This window comes from Ancylobacter defluvii (assembly GCF_018390605.1).
In the GTDB taxonomy this organism is placed as follows: Bacteria; Pseudomonadota; Alphaproteobacteria; order Rhizobiales; family Xanthobacteraceae; genus Ancylobacter; species Ancylobacter defluvii.
In genome coordinates this window covers 492184-510217 of record NZ_JAHBGD010000024.1, presented here as the reverse complement: position 1 = coordinate 510217, position 18034 = coordinate 492184, and the positions used below count along the sequence as shown (strand labels likewise).

The following is an 18034-nucleotide window of genomic DNA, read 5'->3' as shown; positions in this document are numbered from 1 at the left end:
GCCCCGTCATCATGCTCGGAGCACCATCGCCAATCTAAGCGCTCGGCGATCCGGAAGACTGTACAGAAGTGAGCCAAGCATTTCGCCTTTTTCAGGTCGGCTCAAGCCCGAGCCGCGCGGCAATGCGCGCCGCGCCGAGGCCGGGGGCGAGCCGGCCGGCCGCCACCTCGGCCGAGATCGCCGGTACCTCGTCGCGCAGCGCGGCGTCGGTGCGGATGCGCTCGCGGATGCGCTCGTCGAGCAGCGCCCACATCCATCCGATCTGCTGGGAACGGCGCCGGGCGGCGAAGGCACCGGCCTGCCGCGAGCGTTCCTGGTGCAGTCGCACCTGTTCCCACAATATGTCCAGCCCGTCGCCGGTGAGGCCTGAGCAGGCGAGCACCGGCGTCGACCAATGCGGCTCGCGGGCGCCGAGAACCTGCAGCGCGGCGCGGTACTCTGCCGCGGCGGCGCGGGCGCGGGTGAGCCCGTCGCCATCCGCTTTGTTCACCGCCACGATATCGGCGAGCTCGAGGATGCCCTTCTTGAGGCCCTGCAACTCGTCGCCAGCGCCCGGCAACATCAACACCAGGAAGGTGTCGGTCATGTCGGCGACGGCGGTTTCCGACTGGCCGACGCCGACGGTTTCCACCAGCACCACATCATAGCCGGCCGCCTCGCAGAGCAGCAGCGTCTCGCGGGTACGGGCGGCGACGCCGCCGAGCGTGCCCGCCGCGGGCGAGGGGCGCACGAAGGCGCGCTCATCGACCGAGAGCCGCGCCATGCGGGTCTTGTCGCCGAGAATCGAGCCGCCGGTGCGGCTGGAGGACGGATCGACCGCCAGCACCGCCACGCGGCGGCCCTTCTGGATCAGCAATGCGCCGAGGGTGTCGATGGCGGTCGACTTGCCCACGCCGGGCACGCCGGTGATGCCAACCCGCATGGCGTTGCCGGTGAAGGGGAGGAGCGCCTGCAGCAATTCCTCGGCCCGTGCCCGGTGGGCGGGCTTGCGCGATTCGACCAGGGTGATGGCGCGCGCGAGGGTGGCCCGGTGGCCGGCACGCACGCCGCCGATCAGTTCGTCGAGCGTGGGTTGGGCGGCCGCGTGGATCAAAATCGGGTCCCGGACGTTGTCGGAGCGATGCTAGCAGCCGCGACCGAGCCTGACGAGGCACGGCAGTCCAATGTTTCAACGGAGATGAACGCCATGAATTGGGACCGTATCGAAGGCAATTGGAAGCAGATCAAGGGTCAGGTGCGCCAGCAATGGGGCAAGCTGACCGATGACGACCTCGACCGCCTGCACGGCAAGCGCGAGGAACTGGAAGGCGTGCTGCAGGAGCGCTATGGCCTCGCCAAGGATGAGGCCAAGCGGCAGGTCGACGAGTGGAGCGGCCGTTACAAGATGTGACGGCGCGTGCCGGATGCGGGCGGTCTATCGCCCCCGGCAACAGGGTCACGGCCGGGCATGTCCCGGCCGTTTTCCATGGTGAGCGGCGAGGCAAGGCGGTGCCGCAACTCAGCCGCGGGCGAAGTCCCAGTACAATTCGCGGGCGCGGCGGAACACCGGACCCGGCTGAAGCGCACGGTCCTCGACGCGGGTGATCGGCGACACCTTGGAATAGTTGCCGGTGGTGAACAGCTCGTCGGCGGCCTTGAAGTCGTCCCAGCGCAGCGACGCTTCCACCACCTCGATGCCGGCCTGCCGCATCAGCCCGATGGTGCGGGTGCGGGTGATGCCGGCGAGGAAGCTGCCATTGGCGGCGGGGGTGAGCGCGACGCCGTCCTTCACCATGAACAGATTGGCGGTGGCGAGCTCGGCGACATTGCCGAGCATGTCGCACAGTGCCGCATTGTCGAAGCCGCGGCGGTGGCATTCGACGAGGGCGCGCGCATTGTTGGGATAGAGCGCGCCGGCCTTGGCGTCGGTCACCGCGCATTCCACCGTCGGGCGGCGGAAGGGCGACAGGGTGATCGAGGTGCCGCGCCCCGGCTCCGGCATCGGCGCCTCATAGATGCTGAGGCACCAGCGGGTGGATTCTGCATCCGCATCGACGGTGCGCGCACCGGGAAACTCGGCCCAGTACATCGGCCGGATATAGAGCGCGGCGTCGGGGGCGAAGCGCTGGAGCCCCTCGGCGGTGAGGTCCAGCCAGCGCTCGACCGACACCACCGGCTTCAACCCCATGGCGAGCGCCGAGCGGTTGACGCGGGCGCAGTGCAGGTCGAGGTCCGGCGTCACGCCTTCGAAGGCGCGGCCGCCGTCGAACACCGAGGTGCCGAGCCAGGCGGCATGGGTGCGCACGCCCATGATCGGCACATTGCCCTCGTGCCAGGCGCCATCGAGGAAGGTCCAGGTCTGCGACCAGTCGCCGCTCATCTCATGCACTCCGAAGCATCAATCGAGGCGGCATCCTAGCGAAAGATCGAGGCGGCGGACGCCGCCATTCCTCGTTCTTTCGGCGAAGCCGGGCCTCCCGGTGGGGATGGGTTCCGAACGCTCAGTTCGCCAGCGCGGCGAGGATGCGCACCCAGCTGCGAATGCCCTTGTGGAACGAGGCGAGGTCGTATTTCTCGTTGGGCGAATGGATGCGGTCGTCGTCCAGCGCGAAGCCGATCATCAGCGCGTCCTGCCCCAGCGTCTTCTTGAAATGGCCGACGATCGGGATCGAGCCGCCGGCGCCGATGACCACGGCGGGCTTGCCCCATTCGTCGGCCAGCGCCGCGCTGGCCTTGGCGAGGTTCGGGTTGTCGTGCGAGACCGCGACTGCCGGGGAGCCATCGCCGGCGAGGAACTCGACCGAGCAGTCCGTCGGCAGATGCGCGCGGAAGAAGGCGCGCACCGCATCGCGGATGTGGATCGGATCCTGCCCGGCGACGAGGCGGCAGGAAATCTTGGCGGTGGCGATGGAGGGGATCACCGTCTTGGCGCCCTCGCCGATATAGCCGCCCCACAGGCCGTTGACCTCGAAGGTCGGGCGCGAGGTGGTCATCTCGATGAGAGAGCGGCCGGTTTCGCCGATGGGCTGCGACAGGCCGATGGGGCCGAGGAAGCTCTCCGCGGTCATGCCGAGCGCCTCCCATTGCGCCTTCACCGCATCCGGCGGCTCGACCACGCCATCATAGAAGCCGGGGATGGCGATATGCCCGTCCGGGCCGTGGACGGCGGCGATGATCTTGGACAGCACGTGCAGCGGGTTGGCCGCCGCGCCGCCATAATAACCCGAATGCAGGTCGCGATTGGCGCAGGTGACGACGATCTCGTCATGCATCAGCCCGCGCAGCGAGACGGTAATCGCCGGCGTCTTCGCGTCCCACATGCTGGTGTCGCAGACGAGGGCCACGTCGGCCTTCAGCTCGTTCTTATGAGTCTCGAGGAATGGCGGCAGGTTGCCGGAGCCGTTCTCCTCCTCGCCCTCCACCATGATGGTGACATCGACGGGCAGCGTGCCGGTAACCTTCAGATAGGCGCGGCAAGCCTCGACGAAGGTCATGACCTGGCCCTTGTCGTCGGAGGAGCCGCGGGCGACGATCCGCTTCACCCCGTTCGGGCCCTCGATGATCTTCGGCTCGAAGGGCGGGTTCTCCCACAGGTTCAGGGGGTCGACCGGCTGCACGTCGTAATGGCCGTAGAACAGCACCCGCCGCGCCGCGCCGAGGCTCGAGGTCGCGGTGACGATGGGGTGGCCGGGCGTGTCGTTCAGCTTTGCGCCGAGGCCGAGGCCGGCGAGGTCGTCGACGAGCCACTGGCCGGCCTGGCGGCAATTATCGGCATAGGCACGGTCGGTCGAGATCGAGGGGATGCGCAGAAAGGCGAACAGGCGTTCGAGGCTGGCATCGAGATCGGCATCCACGGTGGCGAGGACGCGGTCGAGATCGGACATGGCAAGGGACTCGGGCGTGGCAGGAAAGACGTTGGCGGAACAGGCGGGTGCAGAAGGCTATTTGCGGCTGCCGGGCTTGGAGCCTGAGAAATCGTCGAAGATCTGCGCGAAGTCGTCACCGGTGCTTGCCTTGCCGGAACCGGAGCTTCGCGCCGGTGAAACGGAAACGGCGCGCGTGGTGCGCGAACGACCGCCGAGCACGTTGCGCAGGATGGCCTTGGTCACCTGATTGGTCACCTCGCGGGCGACCTGACGGGTGACCTGCTCGCCGACGCTCATGCGGCCGCGCGGCGAACGCGAGCCGAACAGCCCGCCCAGCACATCGTCGAGCCAGCCTCCGCCGGATGCGGCACCGGCCTCGGTCGGCGCGGGCGCGTTGGGAGCCGTCTTGTCGGCCTCCGCCTCGCTCGCGGTTTCCTCGGTGCGCTTCGCCAGGGTTTCGAAGGCGGATTCGCGGTCGAGCGGCTGATCATAGGTGCCCTTGAGCGGGCTGCCGGCAATGATCGCCGCGCGTTCCTCCGGCGTCACCGGGCCGACGCGACCGGAGGGCGGAGCGATCAGCGTGCGTTCGACGATCGAAGGCGTACCGTTGCCCTCCAGCGTCGAGACCAGCGCCTCTCCCTTGCCGAGCTCGGTGATCACCTGCGCGGTGTTGAGCGCCGGATTGGGGCGGAAGGTATCGGCCGCCGCCTTCACCGCCTTCTGGTCGCGCGGGGTGAAGGCGCGCAGCGCGTGCTGCACCCGGTTGCCGAGCTGGGCGAGCACGGTTTCCGGTACGTCGAGCGGGTTCTGGGTGACGAAATAGACGCCGACGCCCTTGGAGCGGATAAGGCGCACCACCTGCTCGATCTTCTGGAGCAACGCCCTGGGGGCCTCGTCGAAAACGAGATGCGCCTCGTCGAAGAAGAACACCAGCTTGGGTTTCTCCGGGTCGCCGACTTCCGGCAAGGCCTCGAACAGCTCGGAGAGCAACCACAGCAGGAAGGAGGCGTAGAGCTGCGGCGAACCCATCAGCTTGTCGGCGGCGAGGATGTTGATGGTGCCGTAGCCGGAGCGGCGCTCGACATGCATCAGGTCGGAAATCTTCAGGGCCGGCTCGCCGAAGAACTTGTCGGCACCCTGATTCTCCAGCACCAGCAGGGCGCGCTGGATGGCACCGACGGTGGCGGAGGAGACGTTGCCATAGGTGGTGGTGAGCTTGGCGGCGTTCTCGGCCACGAAGGCGAGCATCGCCCGAAGATCCTTCAGGTCGAGTAGCAGCAGGCCGCGCTCGTCGGCGACGCGGAAGACGACGTTGAGCACGCCTTCCTGCACATCGTTGAGGTTCATCAACCGCGACAGCAGCAGCGGCCCCATCTCAGTGACGGTGGCGCGCACCGGATGGCCCTGCTCGCCGAACAGATCCCAGAACACCACGGGGAACTCGTCCGCCGCATAGTCGACGCCGATCTCGGCGCAGCGCTTGAGGATCCATTCCTGGCCCTCGCCCTTCATGGCGACGCCGGAAAGATCGCCCTTGATATCGGCGGCGAACACCGGAACTCCGGCACGGGAGAAGCCCTCGGCCAGCGTCTGCAGCGTTACCGTCTTGCCGGTGCCGGTCGCGCCGGTGGCGAGGCCGTGGCGATTGGCGAGCTTCAGCGTGAGGTATTCGGGCTTGCCCGAACGGCCCACCAGGATCTTGCCGTCGACATCCCCGGTCATGATGGTCTCCCGTGTGGATTCATCGGCGCCTATAGAGCGCGGGGGCGGGGCGTTCGGCAAGCGGGGGCCGCGCAGATTGTCGCCGCCGCTCGCCGATGCCTTGCTTTCGCCGGCGCGGCGCGCAATTTGAGAGGAAATGCGAGAGCCAGCCATGTCCGCCCCACCGAGCGCATCCGAAACACTCCTTTCGCCTCCGGCCCATGCGGTCTTCGACGCCCGCGGCCGGCGGCTGGACTATGCCGGCCGCACACTGATCATGGGCATTCTCAACGTCACGCCGGACTCGTTTTCCGATGGCGGGCGCAGCGCCGTGCTGGACGATGCGGTGACCAATGCGGCCAGGCTGGTGGCCGATGGGGCCGATATCCTCGACATTGGCGGCGAATCGACCCGGCCCGGCCATACGCCAGTCGCCGTCGAGGAGGAGATGCGCCGCGTGTTGCCGGTGCTGGCCGAAATCGTCGGGCTCGGCGTGCCGGTGTCGGTCGACACCCAGAAGGCGCGGGTCGCCGAGGCGGCGCTCAATGCCGGCGCCCACATCGTAAACGACATCTGGGGCCTGATGGGCGATCCGGAGATGGCGCGCGTCGCCGCCGCCTTCGAGGCGGGCGTGGTGGTGATGCACAACCGGGCGAGCGTCGATCCGGCGATCGATATCGTCGCCGACATGCTCGCTTTCTTCGAGACGGCGCTGGAGCGGGCGGCGCGGGCGGGCATCCGTTCCGACCGCATCAGCCTCGATCCCGGCATCGGCTTCGGCAAGAGCTTCGAGCAGAACCTCACCGCGCTGGCGCATCTGGGCGACCTTGCCCGGCTCGGCTTCCCGCTGCTGCTCGGCACCTCGCGCAAGTCGCTGATCGGCAAGGTGGTGGTGGCGACGCCGGCCGAGCGGCTGCCTGGCACCATCGCCTCGAACGTGATCGGCATCATGGCCGGCTGCGCGATCATCCGCGTCCATGACGTGGCCGAGCATGTCCAGGCGGCGCGCGTGACGGAGGCGATCAAGGGTGCCGCATGAATTCTTCATCCGCCGGCCGCGCAAGGTCGAGAGGCACATCGCCTATCTCTGCCTCGGTTCCAATCTCGGCGACCGGGCGGCGACCATGGCGAAGGCGGTGGGGCTGATCGCGCGCACCGGCGGCGTCAGCATCCTGAAGCGCTCGTCGCTCTACGAGACGCCGCCCTGGGGGCCGGTGCCGCAGGGGCCCTATCTCAATCTCGTGGTCGCCATCGACACCGAGCTCTCGGCGCGCGAGCTGTTGCACATGCTGCTCGGCGTCGAGCATGCCTTCGGGCGCGACCGCACCCGCGAAGTGCGCTTCGGGCCGCGCACCATCGACATCGATATCCTGCTCTATGGCGACGAGAAGATCGACGAGCCGGATCTCGAAATTCCGCATCCGCGCATGATGGAACGCGCCTTTGCCCTTATGCCGCTCGCCGAGATCGCCCCGGATCTGGCGGTCGGCGGCGTGAGCATCCGCGATGCCCTGGCCGGGCTCGATACCTCGGGTATCGTGCAGGTCGCCGATGCGGCCTGAAACGGAAAGGGCGACGGATCGCTCCGTCACCCTCTCGGCAGTTCGTTACGTGGCAGGTGCCGCGGCAGGTCGTGGCCTGCCGCGCCTACGCGGTTCAGCGGCAGACCTCGACGTCGCGACCATAGGGGCGGCCCCAGCGATTGTAGAAGGTCTGGGTTTCGACCCAGCAGCGCGGGCGATGCGGGCGGTATCCATAGCCGGGGCCATAGGCATAGGCCGGGCCGCCATAGGCCCGGCGCGGCGGCGGGGGAGGGGCGTAGTAGCCACCACCATAACCGCCGCCATAGGCGTTGCTGGCCGCCCCGGCGACAAGGCCGCCGACGATGAGGCCGCCGACCACGCCGGCAGCGACGGCGGCGCCATTATTGCGATGATCGCGCGCCTGCGAAGGCGTGGGGAGGACGCTGGCCAGAGCGACGCCCGCCAGGGCGACCGCGGCGATCTTGGTACTGTGAGCGAAGCGGCTCATGACGACCTCTTGCATCTCGGTGTCGGCCGGGGATCGGCCTGTCGATGGTGAGGAGACTAATTCCCCGCTCCCGAACTCAATCTGAACCCGCTGTTGCAAAAGGTTCATCGAACTGAACGCAATCCTTCGGGTTCATTCATCTAGCGTTCATCCCGTGGGCAGAGAGGTGGCCGGTGCCGGATTATGACAGCGAGGGGTTGATCGGGGCGTGGGCCTTCGACGGCGCCGGCAGCGCGCGCCGGCTCGGCTGGGCCGACCTGCGCGGCGGCTGCGATGTCGGCGAGCAGGGGTTCATCTGGATCAATCTCCAGCTGATGGACCGGCGCCAGCAGCCCTGGCTGCAGACGGATGCCGGCATCGAGCCGGGCATCGCCGATTCGCTCACCGCCGAGGAGACGCGCCCGCGTTGCGTGCTGTTCGATTCCGGCGCCTTCCTCAATTTGCGCGGCATCAACTTCAAGCCCTACTCGCTGCCGGACGAGATGCATTCGATCCGCTTCTGGGTGGAGCCGAAGCGCATCATCTCAGTGCGCACCTACCCGCTCTCCGCCCTCGGCGATTTCGAGGAAGCGCTGGCGCGCGGACGGGCGCCGCGCACGCCGGGCGAGTTCATCGCCGATCTGTCGCTGCGCCTGGTCGACCGCATGGACACGGTGATCACCGCGCTTGCCGAGCAGGCCGACGAACTGGAGGAGAATGTCTGGAGCGCCACGCTCACCAATCTCAGCCAGCGTGTGTCCGAACTGCGCCGCGTCGCCATCATACTGCGGCGCTACATCGCCCCGCAGCGCGAGGCGCTCAACCATTTCTCGCTGGAAGACGCCGGCTGGATGACGGTGCGCGACCGCAACCGGCTGCGCGAGGCCGGCGACCGGGTGACGCGCTTCGCCGAGGAGCTCGATTCGGTGCGCGAACGCGCGGCGGTGATCTATGACCAGATGGTGGAACGCCGTGCCGAGCAGATGAACCGCTCCATGCAGATCCTGGCGGCGGTGACGGTGATCTTCGCGCCGCTGACGCTGATCACCGGCCTGATGGGGATGAATGTCGGCGGCATACCCGGCGCCGAGGACCCCATCGGCTTCTGGACGGTGACGGTGCTCGCCGGCGCCGCGGGCGTGGCGATGGTGGGGCTGTTCCGCTGGGTGCGCTGGCTGTAGGCCTGACGCAGGGGTATATTGGCGAAGCGGTTCCGTTGCGGGGGCATGCGCGAGGCGCGAGATGCATAAGCTGCTGATGCCGGCCTTCGCCGTCGGACTGGGCTTCGCCGCCATGGCGATCTCGGCCGGCGGTGCCGTGGCCTATGAATTCACCGGCGCCTTTCCGGGCGGCGATTGTGCCGCCATGGCGCAGTCCATTCCGCCGTCGAAGCTCTGGTACGGCCATTTCACCGGCCAGCGACAATGGGGCACCTTCGAGGAGCGCATCCAGACGCGCACCGTGGAGGGCTGCTTCAAGTCCAAGGCGGTGTGTGACAACTGGCTGTACCAGTGGCGTTCCACCTACCAGTATAATTTCTGGAACGACTATTGCGTGCTCAGCAACCAGCCGCGACCGCGCCGCCCCTATGCCGGCTGACAAGATGACCGGGAAGGCGACCGCCGCGCCGGGCGGTGAAGACGACCGGTCATGAAAAAAGGCGCCGGTCCGGTAGGACCGACGCCTTCGTTCTCGTCAGGCTGGCATTCTTGTCAGACGCGCAGGGGTCAGACGGCCTTCGCGTAGAGTTCGGCGACGTAGTCCCAGTTCACCAGGTTCTCGACGAACGCCTTCAGATAGTCGGGGCGACGGTTGCGGTAGTCGATGTAGTAGGAGTGCTCCCACACGTCGACGCCGAGGATCGGGGTGGCGCCGGAGATCAGCGGGCTCTCGCCGTTCGGCGACTTCAGCACGGCAAGCTTGCCGTCCTTCACCGCCAGCCACGCCCAGCCGGAACCGAACTGGGTGACGCCGGCCTGGATGAAGTCTTCCTTGAACTTCTCCACCGAGCCGAGATCCTCGACGATCTTCTTCTCGAGCTCGCCGGGAATGGCGCCGCCGCCATTGGGCTTCAGCCAGTTCCAGAAGTGCAGGTGGTTGTAATGCTGGCCGGCATTGTTGAACAGGCCGGGGTTCTTGCCGTAGGAGCCCTTAACGATCTCCTCGAGCGACTTGCCCTCGAACTCGGTGCCCTTCAGCAGATTGTTGCCGTTGTTCACATAGGCGAGGTGATGCTTGTCGTGGTGATACTCCAGCGTCTCGCGCGACATGTACGGCGCAAGGGCATCGTAGGAATAGGGCAGATCAGGAAGCGTGAAGGACATCGACTCTGTCTCCGCAATATGAATCCGGCTCTGCCGCCTCGGCAGCAGGGCTCCGGGCGGCTTCCTCCCAAAGGTGCGTGCGCACCGAAAAGAGATCAACGGTGACTAGATAGGGCGCTCCGGCGCCCGCGACAACCGAAAGCCATGCCGAGCCCGCATTTCCTTGGGAAGAATTTCCACAACGCGGGCAGGGGGCGTCGCGACGGAATTGGCAATGTCGCGAAAGCAAAGCATCTTGGTAATCGTGCCGAGCTTTCGTAAAAGCTGTGCCCGACGTAAGTTTGAATAAAGGGAGGGCTGGTCGCGAATCAGCCCGGCGGAGTTTTTCTATGGGTGCAATCATCATCGGCATCGGTCTGGTAGTCGGCGCGATCGGCGTCGTGATCGGACTGATCGGCGTGCAATCCCTGGCACAACCTTCCGGGACCGCGCTCGTCATCGTCGGCACCGTCGGCTTTGTCGGAGGATTGCTGCTGTTCGCCCTCGGCTTCGTCCATCGGGCTCTGGTCGATATCGGCCAGAAGCTCGACGGCGTCGTGCATGTCGAGGCGGAGGAGTATTATGAGGGCGAGCATCGCGGGGGCGCCGGCCATGGGACGGCGCATGAGCCGCTCGTCAGTGCCACGCTGCCCGCTGCAGCGGCCTTCGAGCCGGCGCCGGTCGCGGCCCGGCACGCCGAGGCGGAAGCCGTGGCGGCCAGACCCGCGGCCTTCGAGCCGCCCGCCGAACCGCCGGCCCCGGTTGCCGAGCCGGCGGCCAGGGGACTGTCCGGGGCTCTGCCATCCTGGTTCCGCCGCAAGCGTGGGCCGGAACCCGAGGCGGTCGAGCCCGAGCCTGAGCCGGCATCTGCGTTTAGCGAGCCGGCGGCGGAAAGCCTGGAACTGCCGCCTTTCGAACTGTCCGAGCTGCTCGAGCCGGAGCCACTTCCGGAGGATTCCCGGCCGGGGGCCGCAGAATTCAAGCCGCCCGTCCTGCCGAAGTCGCCGGTCGAGGCAAAGGCGGCCGACGCGCCCAAGGCGGCGCCCAAGCCGCCTTCGCCTCCGGCGCGCGACCCGAAGGCTACCGAGCTCCGCATGCCGGAACGGCGCCCGGATGAGCCGAAATTCGTCGAGGCCCGGCCTGCCGAGCCGGCGGCTACTCCCGCGTCGCCGGAGCCGCCCCACGCGGCCATCGACGCCGATGAGGGCCCCGGCGCACCGCCGGCGTTCCTGCATGTCTCCGATCTCGCCGAGGAGGCACCGGGCGAGGCGCCGGCGATCACCGTGCTCAAGGCGGGCGTGATCGGCGGCATGGCCTACAAGCTGTTCTCGGACGGCTCCATCGAGGCCGAGCTGCCGGACGGCACGCTGCGTTTCGCCTCGCTGCAGGATCTGCGCAACCATGTCTCGGGCGCCAACCAGGGCTGAGCCGGGCCGCGACAAGACGATGCCGGCAAGGGCGCCATGGCGAGAGCCGCGGCGCCCTTTTCGTTAGTCGGTAGCTTCCGGCAGTTTCGCCGCGGCGAGCGCGAAGGCGTAGACCAGGGCGGTCTCCTCCAGCCGGTCGAAGCGACCGGCGGCGCCGCCATGGCCGGCATCCATATTGGTCTTCAGCACCAACGGCGCGTCGTTGGTGCGGGTGGCGCGCAGCTTCGCCACCCATTTCGCCGGCTCCCAATAGGTGACGCGCGGGTCGGTGAGGCCGGCCAGCGCCAGGATCGCCGGATAGTCCTTTGCCGCCACGTTGTCATAGGGCGAATAGGCGCGGATGAAGCGGAAGGCCTGCTCGTCGGTGATCGGGTTGCCCCATTCCGGCCATTCCGGCGGGGTCAGTGGCAGGGTGTCGTCGAGCATGGTGTTGAGCACGTCGACGAACGGCACCTCCGCCACGATGCCGGCAAAGCGTTCCGGCCGCAGATTGGCGACCGCGCCCATCAGCATGCCGCCCGCCGAGCCGCCATGGGCGACGATGCGATCGGCGGCGACGATCCCCGCCTGCGCGAGATGGTCGGCCACGGCGATGAAGTCGTGGAAGCTATTGGTCTTTTTCGTGAGCTTGCCGTCGAGATACCAGCGCCAGCCCTTCTCGGTGCCGCCGCGTATATGCGCGATGGCATAGACGAAGCCACGGTCGACCAGCGACAGGCGCGAGGTCGAGAAGCCGGCGGGAATCGAGATGCCGTAGGCGCCATAGCCATAGAGCAGGCATGGTGCGCTGCCGTCGAGCGGGGTGTCGCGGGAGAACAGCAGCGATACCGGCACGCGCGCGCCATCTTCCGCCACCGCCATCAGCCGCCGGGTGACATAGCGCGCCGGATCGTGGCCGGAAGGCACCTCCTGCCGCTTGCGCAGCACGCGCTCGCGCGAGGCGATGTCGTAGTCCCACACCTCGCTCGGCGTGGTCATCGAGGAATAGGTGAAGCGTATAAGGGTCTTGTCGAAGCCATGGCCGGGGTCGAGGCCAAGCGAGTAGGCCTGTTCCTCGAAGGCGACGATGTGCTCGGCGCCATCGGCGAGGGTGCGGACAACCAGGCGCGGCAGCCCGTCCTCGCGCTCCAGCCGCACCAGATGGCCGCGGAAGACGCTATGCGACAGGATCAGCCGGCCGGATTCGTGCGGCACGAGGTCGCGCCAGCTTGCCCGGCCGGGCGTGGCGAGGGGAGTGGCGACGATCTTGAAATCTTCGGCGCCGCCGGCATTGGTGAGCAGCACCAGCGTTTCCACACCGGCGAGATCCGGGTGGTGCTCGACGCTGTAGCGCATGCCGGGGCTGCGCGGCTCGACGAGGCGCGGCGGGGCGAGCGGCGCGGCGAGATCGAGCAGATGTACCTCGCTGGTGTCGTGGTCGCCGCAGGAGATCAGCCCGAAGCGCTCGGACTGGGTGCGGCCCAGCGAGACGAAGAAGCCCTTGTCCGGCTCCTCATAGACGAGCACGTCGGCGGACGGCTCGCTGCCGAGCGCGTGGCGGTAGACGAAGCTCGGCCGGTGCTCGGCGTCGCGGCGGATATAGAAGACATGGCGACCGTCGGCGCTCCATAAGACGTCGCCGGTGGTTTCCTCGATGGCGTCCGGCAAGTCGATGCCCGAGGTGCTGTCGCGCAGGCGCAGCGCGTAATATTCCGAGCCGGCACTATCGGCGGTCCACGCGATCAAGCGGTGGTCAGGCGAGGGCTGGATGTCGCCGAAGCTGAAATAGGCCAGGGTCTGTCCAAGCGCATCGCCGTCGAGCAGCAGCTGCTCATCCCCGCCGCCGGTCGGAATCCGGCAATAGAGCGGGTGCTGGCCGCCCTCGCGGAAGCGCATGTAATAGGCGAAGGGACCGTCGGGCGAGGGGACGGAGGAATCGTCTTCCTTGATCCGTCCGCGCATCTCCTTGACCAGCGTCCGGCACAGCGGCGCCTGCGGAGCGAACCAGGCGTCGGCCGCCCGGTTCTCCGCTTCCAGATGCGCACGGATGTCGGGCGCCAGCACGGAGGGGTCGCGCATGACGTCGCGCCAATTGTCGGCGCGCAGCCAGGCAAAGGGATCGACCAGCGTTTCGCCGTGGAACTGGCGGACAAGAGGAGCGTGGGGAGGCTTCGCCGGGATGTCAGCGCTCACCGGCGGGCTCGCTTCCGGCGGATCCGGTGTCGCTGTCGGCCTGGAAGTTCATGGCGACGCCGTTCATGCAGTAGCGCAGGCCGGTCGGGCGCGGGCCGTCCGGAAAAACGTGGCCGAGATGCGCGTCGCAGCTGGCGCAGCGGACCTCGATGCGGTGCATGCCATGTGAGTGATCGTGGATGGCGGTGACCGCGTCCTTGGAGACCGGCTGGAAGAAGCTTGGCCAGCCAGTACCGGATTCGAACTTCGCCGCGGAGTGGAACAGCGGCTCGCCACAGCACACGCAGCTATAGGTGCCGGCTTCCTTCTGCGACAGATGCGGTCCGGTGAAGGCGCATTCGGTGCCGTGGCCGCGGGTGACGCGGAACTGCTCGGGTGTGAGCAGGGCGCGCCATTCGGCCTCCGTCTTCACAACCTTGGGCCGGCGGGCGGTATCGACCATTTTGGAAATTCCTGCTGAACCGCCTTGAAATAAGCGCCGGCACCGCGGTCTTCAAGCCTGTGCGGTCGATCCGCCGGCTTCTGCAACCTAGGCAGTGCTACCTTGCCGGAATTTCATGAAAAGTCCGTCGAGGATAGGCTATATCGATAGGGTGACTGTGCAGCCGGTGGCGGTTCGGTCGAACACAATCAGTTGAGTAGGCGGTGTTTCGGACGATTAAAAGCGACAACACATGTCGCCGGCCGCCGAAAGGTGTTTCAAATTCGAATGTTCTTGATGTCGGTCAAAAAAAATCTTATCTAAAAGGGGTAGAAACGCACATAGCTGCGGATGCAGTGTGGATTCGTCCTCAAACCGACGTTGCGGTAGATGGATGGTCGGTGGCTCTTCTGCCGATCTGGCGAAAAAGAACGACTCATGAGCGAAAATACTGATATCGAGAAATATATTGAACTCGCCGCCGACATCGTCTCCGCTTATGTGAGCAACAATGCGGTGATGTCGAACGACCTGCCGAGCCTGATCGGCGAGGTGCATGCGGCGTTGCAGTCTCTCGGCAAGGTTGCCGAGGAGCCGGCGCCGGAGCCGCTGAGGCCGGCGGTGCCGGTGAAGAAGTCGATCGCGCCGGACTACCTAGTCTGTCTCGAGGACGGCAAGAAGTTCAAGTCGCTCAAGCGCCATCTGCGTACCCAGTATGGCATGACGCCGGAGCAGTATCGCGAGAAGTGGGGGCTGCCGGCCGACTATCCGATGGTGGCGCCGAACTATGCTGCGGCCCGTTCCGAACTGGCCAAGCAGATGGGGCTCGGCCAGCAGAGGCGTCGTGGCGCTCACTGAGGGCTGCCACGCCACTCGGAAGATCACGTCTTGATGCGAAAGGCCGTCGCGGTTCCCGTGGCGGCCTTTTTCATGTCCGCCACGGTCTCGGCGTCCAGTCGTCGCAGGGCGGCATGTCGGGTGGCGTCATAGCCGATGCCGGTGAGGGCGGCGCGGCGCTCGGCCCGCAACAGCCTTGCCAGGCGCGTGCGCCGCTCGACGGTACCGTGACCCAGAAACGGCCTCAGTGCCGCGACCTTGGCGGCTATTGCCTCCGCGGGCTCGTGCATGCGTATCGCCCGCACGGTTGCACGTCTTGATTGTGTTCGTCTCATGGGAAGCTCCGTGACATCACCGCCATTGTGGCGGGCCGCGGAGGCTGGGCGGATAAAACAGGTATTGAAATACCTTTATCGCCTTGAGTTTCCTCCCTGAAGCGGGGGCATCAGGTGTCTTGTTAAATGCATCTCTTGCGTGTAGGTTTAAATTCCTGCAAGTAAGAGTATATGCTCATGACGCAATGCGCTGCTCCCCCGCCGACCGGGCCGATGGGCCGTCCCAGCCTGCTCGCCGCCCGTCTCGCGGCCGAAAGCTCCGGCCTGCCCCTTCACGAAATCCTGCATGTGCGAAGGGGGAGGCATGCCAGCGCCTCGGCCCGGGCGCTCGCCATGTATCTCGCCCATGTCGGTCTTGGCGAACCCATGGGGCGGGTCGCGCTGGATTTCCGCCGGCACCGCTCCACCGTCGCCCATGCCTGTCGCCGCATCGAGGAACATCGCGAGGAGCACGGCTGCGATGGCTGGATCGACGGGCTCGAGCAGCGGCTGCGCCGCGCGACGGAGGCCGGCCATGGCGAATGAACGCGCGACCGGACGGATCATCGAGCGACTGGAGATCGTGATCGACGGCCACCGCAGCTGGGTCGAGGTGGACATCACCGAGAGCCCGCTCGCCTGGCTGGCGCGGCGCCGCGGCCGTGACGGACGCAGCTTCATCGATGCGGTGCAATTGATGGCCGGTGAGAGGCTCAGGGCCGATTTCACCCGCGCGCAGATGATGCCGCGCACCACCGCCGACTGGAGCGGGATGGGGCGCCCGCCGGCGCGTCACGCCGGCCGCACCGGCCTCGATGTCTCGGAGGCGGTCCTCGCCGCCAAGCAGCGGGTCGCGCGGGCAATGGAGGTCGTCGGGCCGGAATTTTCCGGCGTGCTGCTCGATGTGTGCTGCTTCCTGCAGGGAATAGAGCAGGTGGAGCACGACCTGGGCTGGCCGGCGCGCTCCGGCAAGGTGATCCTGGGTCTCGGTCTCAACCGGCTGGCGCGTCACTATGGCCTGTCGCGCGAAGTGAAGGGGCCGGAGCGGGGCGCGATACGCAGCTGGAGTGCGCCGCCGGACGCGGCGGGACGATCAGACGGCGGCTAGCGCGCCGCGCGCATCGGCGCGGATACGCTCCACCATCGAGCGCAAGCCGTTCGAGCGCTGCGGCGTCAGATGCTCGCGCAGGCCGATCCGGTTGAAGACGGCAGCGGGGTCGATGGCGAGTATGTCGCGGGCCGGCTTGTCGGAATAGAGCGCCAGCAGGATGGCGATGAGGCCGCGCACGATATGGGCGTCGGAATCGCCGACGAAGGTCAGGCGCGGCCCATCGGCCGTCTCCGCCATGCCGCTCACCAGCCATACCTGGCTGGTGCAGCCTTGCACCTTGGTCGTTTCCGAGCGCTCGGCTTCCGGGAAGGGCGGCAGCTTCCGGCCCAGCTCGATGAGGAAACGGTAGCGGTCGTCCCAGCTGTCGAGCAGTTCGAAGTCGTCGATGATGTCGTCGATGCTCATGGCCATGTCGCTGCGCCCCTCGACGCGCATATAGGGGGGCGACCGCCCCGAGCGCAATGGCCGGGCTTCAACTCGGGCGGCGCGGTGGCTTGGGTACCGAGGGAGCCGCGGCGGCCGGGGTGGCGTCGGCAGAGGCGGGGGTCGCCACTGGTGGACCGAATATCGCGGACGAGGAGGCGTCGGCGCGCGCGCCGGCCTCACCGCCGATCGGCGCCTGCCAGGCCGGGCTGAGGTCGTGGGCGGTGAGGGTGTCGCCGGCCGGATTGGCGGCGGCGCGCTCGGCGGCCTTCCGCTTCTGCTCGGAGATCTGGTCGCCGATATAGCCGAGCAGCAGCTGGGCGCCGGCCTCTGCGCGGGTGCCCAGCTGCGTGATGATTTCACTGCCGATGGCGCAGGCCTGCGGCTGGCGCTCGCAGAAGCCGCCGGCATCGGAGACCGCGGACGTTGCGGCGGACAATGCCCGGAGCGGATCGACTTGCGCTCCGCCCGGCGCGTCCGTCCCCGATTGCTGCGTGCCCGGAAGCGAGGGCAACAGCAGCAGCACGATGGTGAGCCAGAACCCGATACGCAGAAGGAAGAACATCGCCGTGTCTCTCATCTCCGGGACAGGCGCCGCCGGCGTCCCTCGCACGCCCTCCTGTCGCCCATCTTCGGCGATATTAGCGCGCAGACGTTGCGCAACCGGTGTCGCAATCGCGCAAAATCAGTCGATTGCGGAAAGCGGATGTTAAGCACGCCGGCGCCATGATCCTCGCGCAAGGGCGCCGGTGGCGGGTGCCGTGGGAGAGCCGGCCGGCACGGTCGGCGGCTGGGGAGTGCGGGATGCCGCGTTCATATGCGAGCGACCTTCTCGTGGATGGCATCGATCTCGGTGCCCAGCGCGGCCTGGTCGTGCCCGAGCGCCCGAGGCACCGGCGCTCGGATCTGTTCATGGTGCTCATGGCCGCCGCCGCCAGCGCCGCCGTGCTCGCCAATGCCTTCGTGTTCCAGGAGGGGCGCCGCGAGAGTGGCGGCACGCCGGTGCCGCCTCCCGCCCCGACCGCGAGCCGCCCGGCTGCCGCTTCCCCCTCCAACTCTTCCCCGGTCGCCGCCGCCCCGGTCGCCCGTACCAGCGAGCCGGTGACGCCGCCGGCCGCTGCCGCGATGCCGCTGCCGCCGGTCAAGCCACCCGTGCCGAAGCCGGCTGCCAAGGCCGATGCCGGCGGTATCGGGGCGCTGGTGGGCGCCGCAGCTTCGGCGTCGCCGACGACCGCCGCGCCGGTACGTCCGCCGGCCGAGGTCGCGATATCTGCGCGCATGCTGGAGGTGCAGAAGGCACTGGCCCGCCTGGGCTATGGGCCGATCCGCATCGACGGGCGGGCCAGCGAGGCGACGGAGAAGGCGATCAAGGATTTCGAGCGCGACCGTCGCCTGCCGGTGACCGGCCAGGTTTCCGACCGGCTGGTGCGCGAGCTCAACGCCGTCGCCGGCTTCTCCATCCAGTAGGAG

At 67.6% G+C, this 18034-nt stretch carries 21 protein-coding genes; 10 read left to right on the top strand and 11 right to left on the bottom strand.

The annotated features are described in order from the left end of the window. Positions 1-91: 91 nt before the first annotated feature. Complete coding sequence (meaB, locus tag KHC24_RS18635) at positions 92-1093, bottom strand: methylmalonyl Co-A mutase-associated GTPase MeaB (RefSeq protein ID WP_213364810.1); 1002 nt, start codon at positions 1091-1093, stop codon at positions 92-94. 93 nt (positions 1094-1186) lie between these two features. On the opposite strand from meaB, the gene KHC24_RS18630 reads away from it, so the two are divergent. Then, positions 1187-1390, top strand: a complete 204-nt coding sequence (locus KHC24_RS18630; RefSeq protein ID WP_213364809.1) for a CsbD family protein — start codon at positions 1187-1189, stop codon at positions 1388-1390. A 108-nt stretch (positions 1391-1498) separates the two neighbouring features. On the opposite strand, the gene KHC24_RS18625 is transcribed toward KHC24_RS18630, so the two are convergent. The 3 genes from KHC24_RS18625 to KHC24_RS18615 form a co-directional block, all read right to left on the bottom strand. After that, the gene (locus KHC24_RS18625; RefSeq protein WP_213364808.1) at positions 1499-2359 is read right to left on the bottom strand and encodes a branched-chain amino acid aminotransferase; all 861 of its coding nucleotides are present in this window, start codon (positions 2357-2359) and stop codon (positions 1499-1501) included. A gap of 121 nt (positions 2360-2480) precedes the next feature. Next, positions 2481-3863 (bottom strand): dipeptidase, encoded by a 1383-nt coding sequence (locus KHC24_RS18620; RefSeq protein ID WP_213364807.1) that lies wholly within the window; start codon positions 3861-3863, stop codon positions 2481-2483. 57 nt (positions 3864-3920) lie between these two features. Beyond that, the gene (locus KHC24_RS18615) at positions 3921-5567 is read right to left on the bottom strand and encodes a helicase HerA-like domain-containing protein (protein ID WP_213364806.1); all 1647 of its coding nucleotides are present in this window, start codon (positions 5565-5567) and stop codon (positions 3921-3923) included. Between the two features lie 151 nt (positions 5568-5718). On the opposite strand from KHC24_RS18615, the gene folP reads away from it, so the two are divergent. Together folP and folK are read left to right on the top strand one after the other, a co-directional pair. Beyond that, entirely contained in the window at positions 5719-6585 is an 867-nt protein-coding gene (gene folP / locus KHC24_RS18610) for a dihydropteroate synthase (RefSeq protein ID WP_213364805.1), read from the top strand. Further along, on the top strand, positions 6575-7108 hold the full coding sequence (folK, locus tag KHC24_RS18605; protein WP_213364804.1) for a 2-amino-4-hydroxy-6-hydroxymethyldihydropteridine diphosphokinase: 534 nt from the start codon (positions 6575-6577) through the stop codon (positions 7106-7108). The genes folP and folK overlap by 11 nt, the downstream gene beginning before the upstream one ends. Positions 7109-7202: 94 nt before the next feature. Here folK and KHC24_RS18600 read toward each other — a convergent pair whose 3' ends face one another. Continuing rightward, positions 7203-7577, bottom strand: coding sequence for a hypothetical protein (locus tag KHC24_RS18600; RefSeq protein WP_213364803.1), 375 nt, complete (start codon positions 7575-7577; stop codon positions 7203-7205). Between the two features lie 173 nt (positions 7578-7750). Here KHC24_RS18600 and KHC24_RS18595 point away from each other — a divergent pair, with 173 nt between their 5' ends. Both KHC24_RS18595 and KHC24_RS18590 read left to right on the top strand, forming a co-directional pair. Then, positions 7751-8737 (top strand): zinc transporter ZntB, encoded by a 987-nt coding sequence (locus KHC24_RS18595; RefSeq protein ID WP_213364802.1) that lies wholly within the window; start codon positions 7751-7753, stop codon positions 8735-8737. A gap of 61 nt (positions 8738-8798) precedes the next feature. After that, entirely contained in the window at positions 8799-9155 is a 357-nt protein-coding gene (locus tag KHC24_RS18590) for a hypothetical protein (protein ID WP_246547136.1), read from the top strand. 128 nt (positions 9156-9283) lie between these two features. Here the strand turns inward: KHC24_RS18590 and KHC24_RS18585 are convergent, their stop codons facing one another. Then, on the bottom strand, positions 9284-9880 hold the full coding sequence (locus KHC24_RS18585; protein WP_213364801.1) for a superoxide dismutase: 597 nt from the start codon (positions 9878-9880) through the stop codon (positions 9284-9286). Positions 9881-10209: 329 nt separating this feature from the next. Between KHC24_RS18585 and KHC24_RS18580 the strand changes: the two genes are divergently transcribed. Beyond that, the gene (locus tag KHC24_RS18580; RefSeq protein ID WP_213364800.1) at positions 10210-11286 is read left to right on the top strand and encodes a hypothetical protein; all 1077 of its coding nucleotides are present in this window, start codon (positions 10210-10212) and stop codon (positions 11284-11286) included. Positions 11287-11349: 63 nt separating this feature from the next. On the opposite strand, the gene KHC24_RS18575 is transcribed toward KHC24_RS18580, so the two are convergent. Both KHC24_RS18575 and msrB read right to left on the bottom strand, forming a co-directional pair. Then, positions 11350-13458 (bottom strand): S9 family peptidase, encoded by a 2109-nt coding sequence (locus KHC24_RS18575; RefSeq protein ID WP_213364799.1) that lies wholly within the window; start codon positions 13456-13458, stop codon positions 11350-11352. Then, positions 13448-13900 carry a peptide-methionine (R)-S-oxide reductase MsrB gene (gene msrB / locus KHC24_RS18570; protein ID WP_213364798.1) on the bottom strand — a complete coding sequence of 151 codons (453 nt, stop codon included), beginning with the start codon at positions 13898-13900 and terminating at the stop codon, positions 13448-13450. The genes KHC24_RS18575 and msrB overlap by 11 nt, the downstream gene beginning before the upstream one ends. Positions 13901-14317: 417 nt before the next feature. On the opposite strand from msrB, the gene KHC24_RS18565 reads away from it, so the two are divergent. Beyond that, entirely contained in the window at positions 14318-14737 is a 420-nt protein-coding gene (locus tag KHC24_RS18565; protein WP_213364797.1) for a Ros/MucR family transcriptional regulator, read from the top strand. A gap of 23 nt (positions 14738-14760) precedes the next feature. Here KHC24_RS18565 and KHC24_RS18560 read toward each other — a convergent pair whose 3' ends face one another. Continuing rightward, complete coding sequence (locus tag KHC24_RS18560; protein ID WP_213364796.1) at positions 14761-15006, bottom strand: hypothetical protein; 246 nt, start codon at positions 15004-15006, stop codon at positions 14761-14763. Positions 15007-15228: 222 nt separating this feature from the next. Here KHC24_RS18560 and KHC24_RS18555 point away from each other — a divergent pair, with 222 nt between their 5' ends. Both KHC24_RS18555 and KHC24_RS18550 read left to right on the top strand, forming a co-directional pair. Continuing rightward, positions 15229-15576 (top strand): helix-turn-helix domain-containing protein, encoded by a 348-nt coding sequence (locus KHC24_RS18555; protein WP_213364795.1) that lies wholly within the window; start codon positions 15229-15231, stop codon positions 15574-15576. Continuing rightward, positions 15566-16138 carry a DUF6456 domain-containing protein gene (locus KHC24_RS18550; protein ID WP_213364794.1) on the top strand — a complete coding sequence of 191 codons (573 nt, stop codon included), beginning with the start codon at positions 15566-15568 and terminating at the stop codon, positions 16136-16138. Before KHC24_RS18555 ends, KHC24_RS18550 begins: the two co-directional genes overlap by 11 nt. On the opposite strand, the gene KHC24_RS18545 is transcribed toward KHC24_RS18550, so the two are convergent. Both KHC24_RS18545 and KHC24_RS18540 read right to left on the bottom strand, forming a co-directional pair. After that, entirely contained in the window at positions 16124-16552 is a 429-nt protein-coding gene (locus KHC24_RS18545; RefSeq protein WP_213364793.1) for a SufE family protein, read from the bottom strand. The two genes, KHC24_RS18550 and KHC24_RS18545, sit on opposite strands and share 15 nt — an antisense overlap. A 61-nt stretch (positions 16553-16613) precedes the next feature. Further along, positions 16614-17129 (bottom strand): DUF5330 domain-containing protein, encoded by a 516-nt coding sequence (locus tag KHC24_RS18540; RefSeq protein WP_213364792.1) that lies wholly within the window; start codon positions 17127-17129, stop codon positions 16614-16616. 239 nt (positions 17130-17368) lie between these two features. Between KHC24_RS18540 and KHC24_RS18535 the strand changes: the two genes are divergently transcribed. Continuing rightward, on the top strand, positions 17369-18031 hold the full coding sequence (locus KHC24_RS18535) for a peptidoglycan-binding domain-containing protein (RefSeq protein ID WP_213364791.1): 663 nt from the start codon (positions 17369-17371) through the stop codon (positions 18029-18031). Positions 18032-18034: the final 3 nt, after the last annotated feature.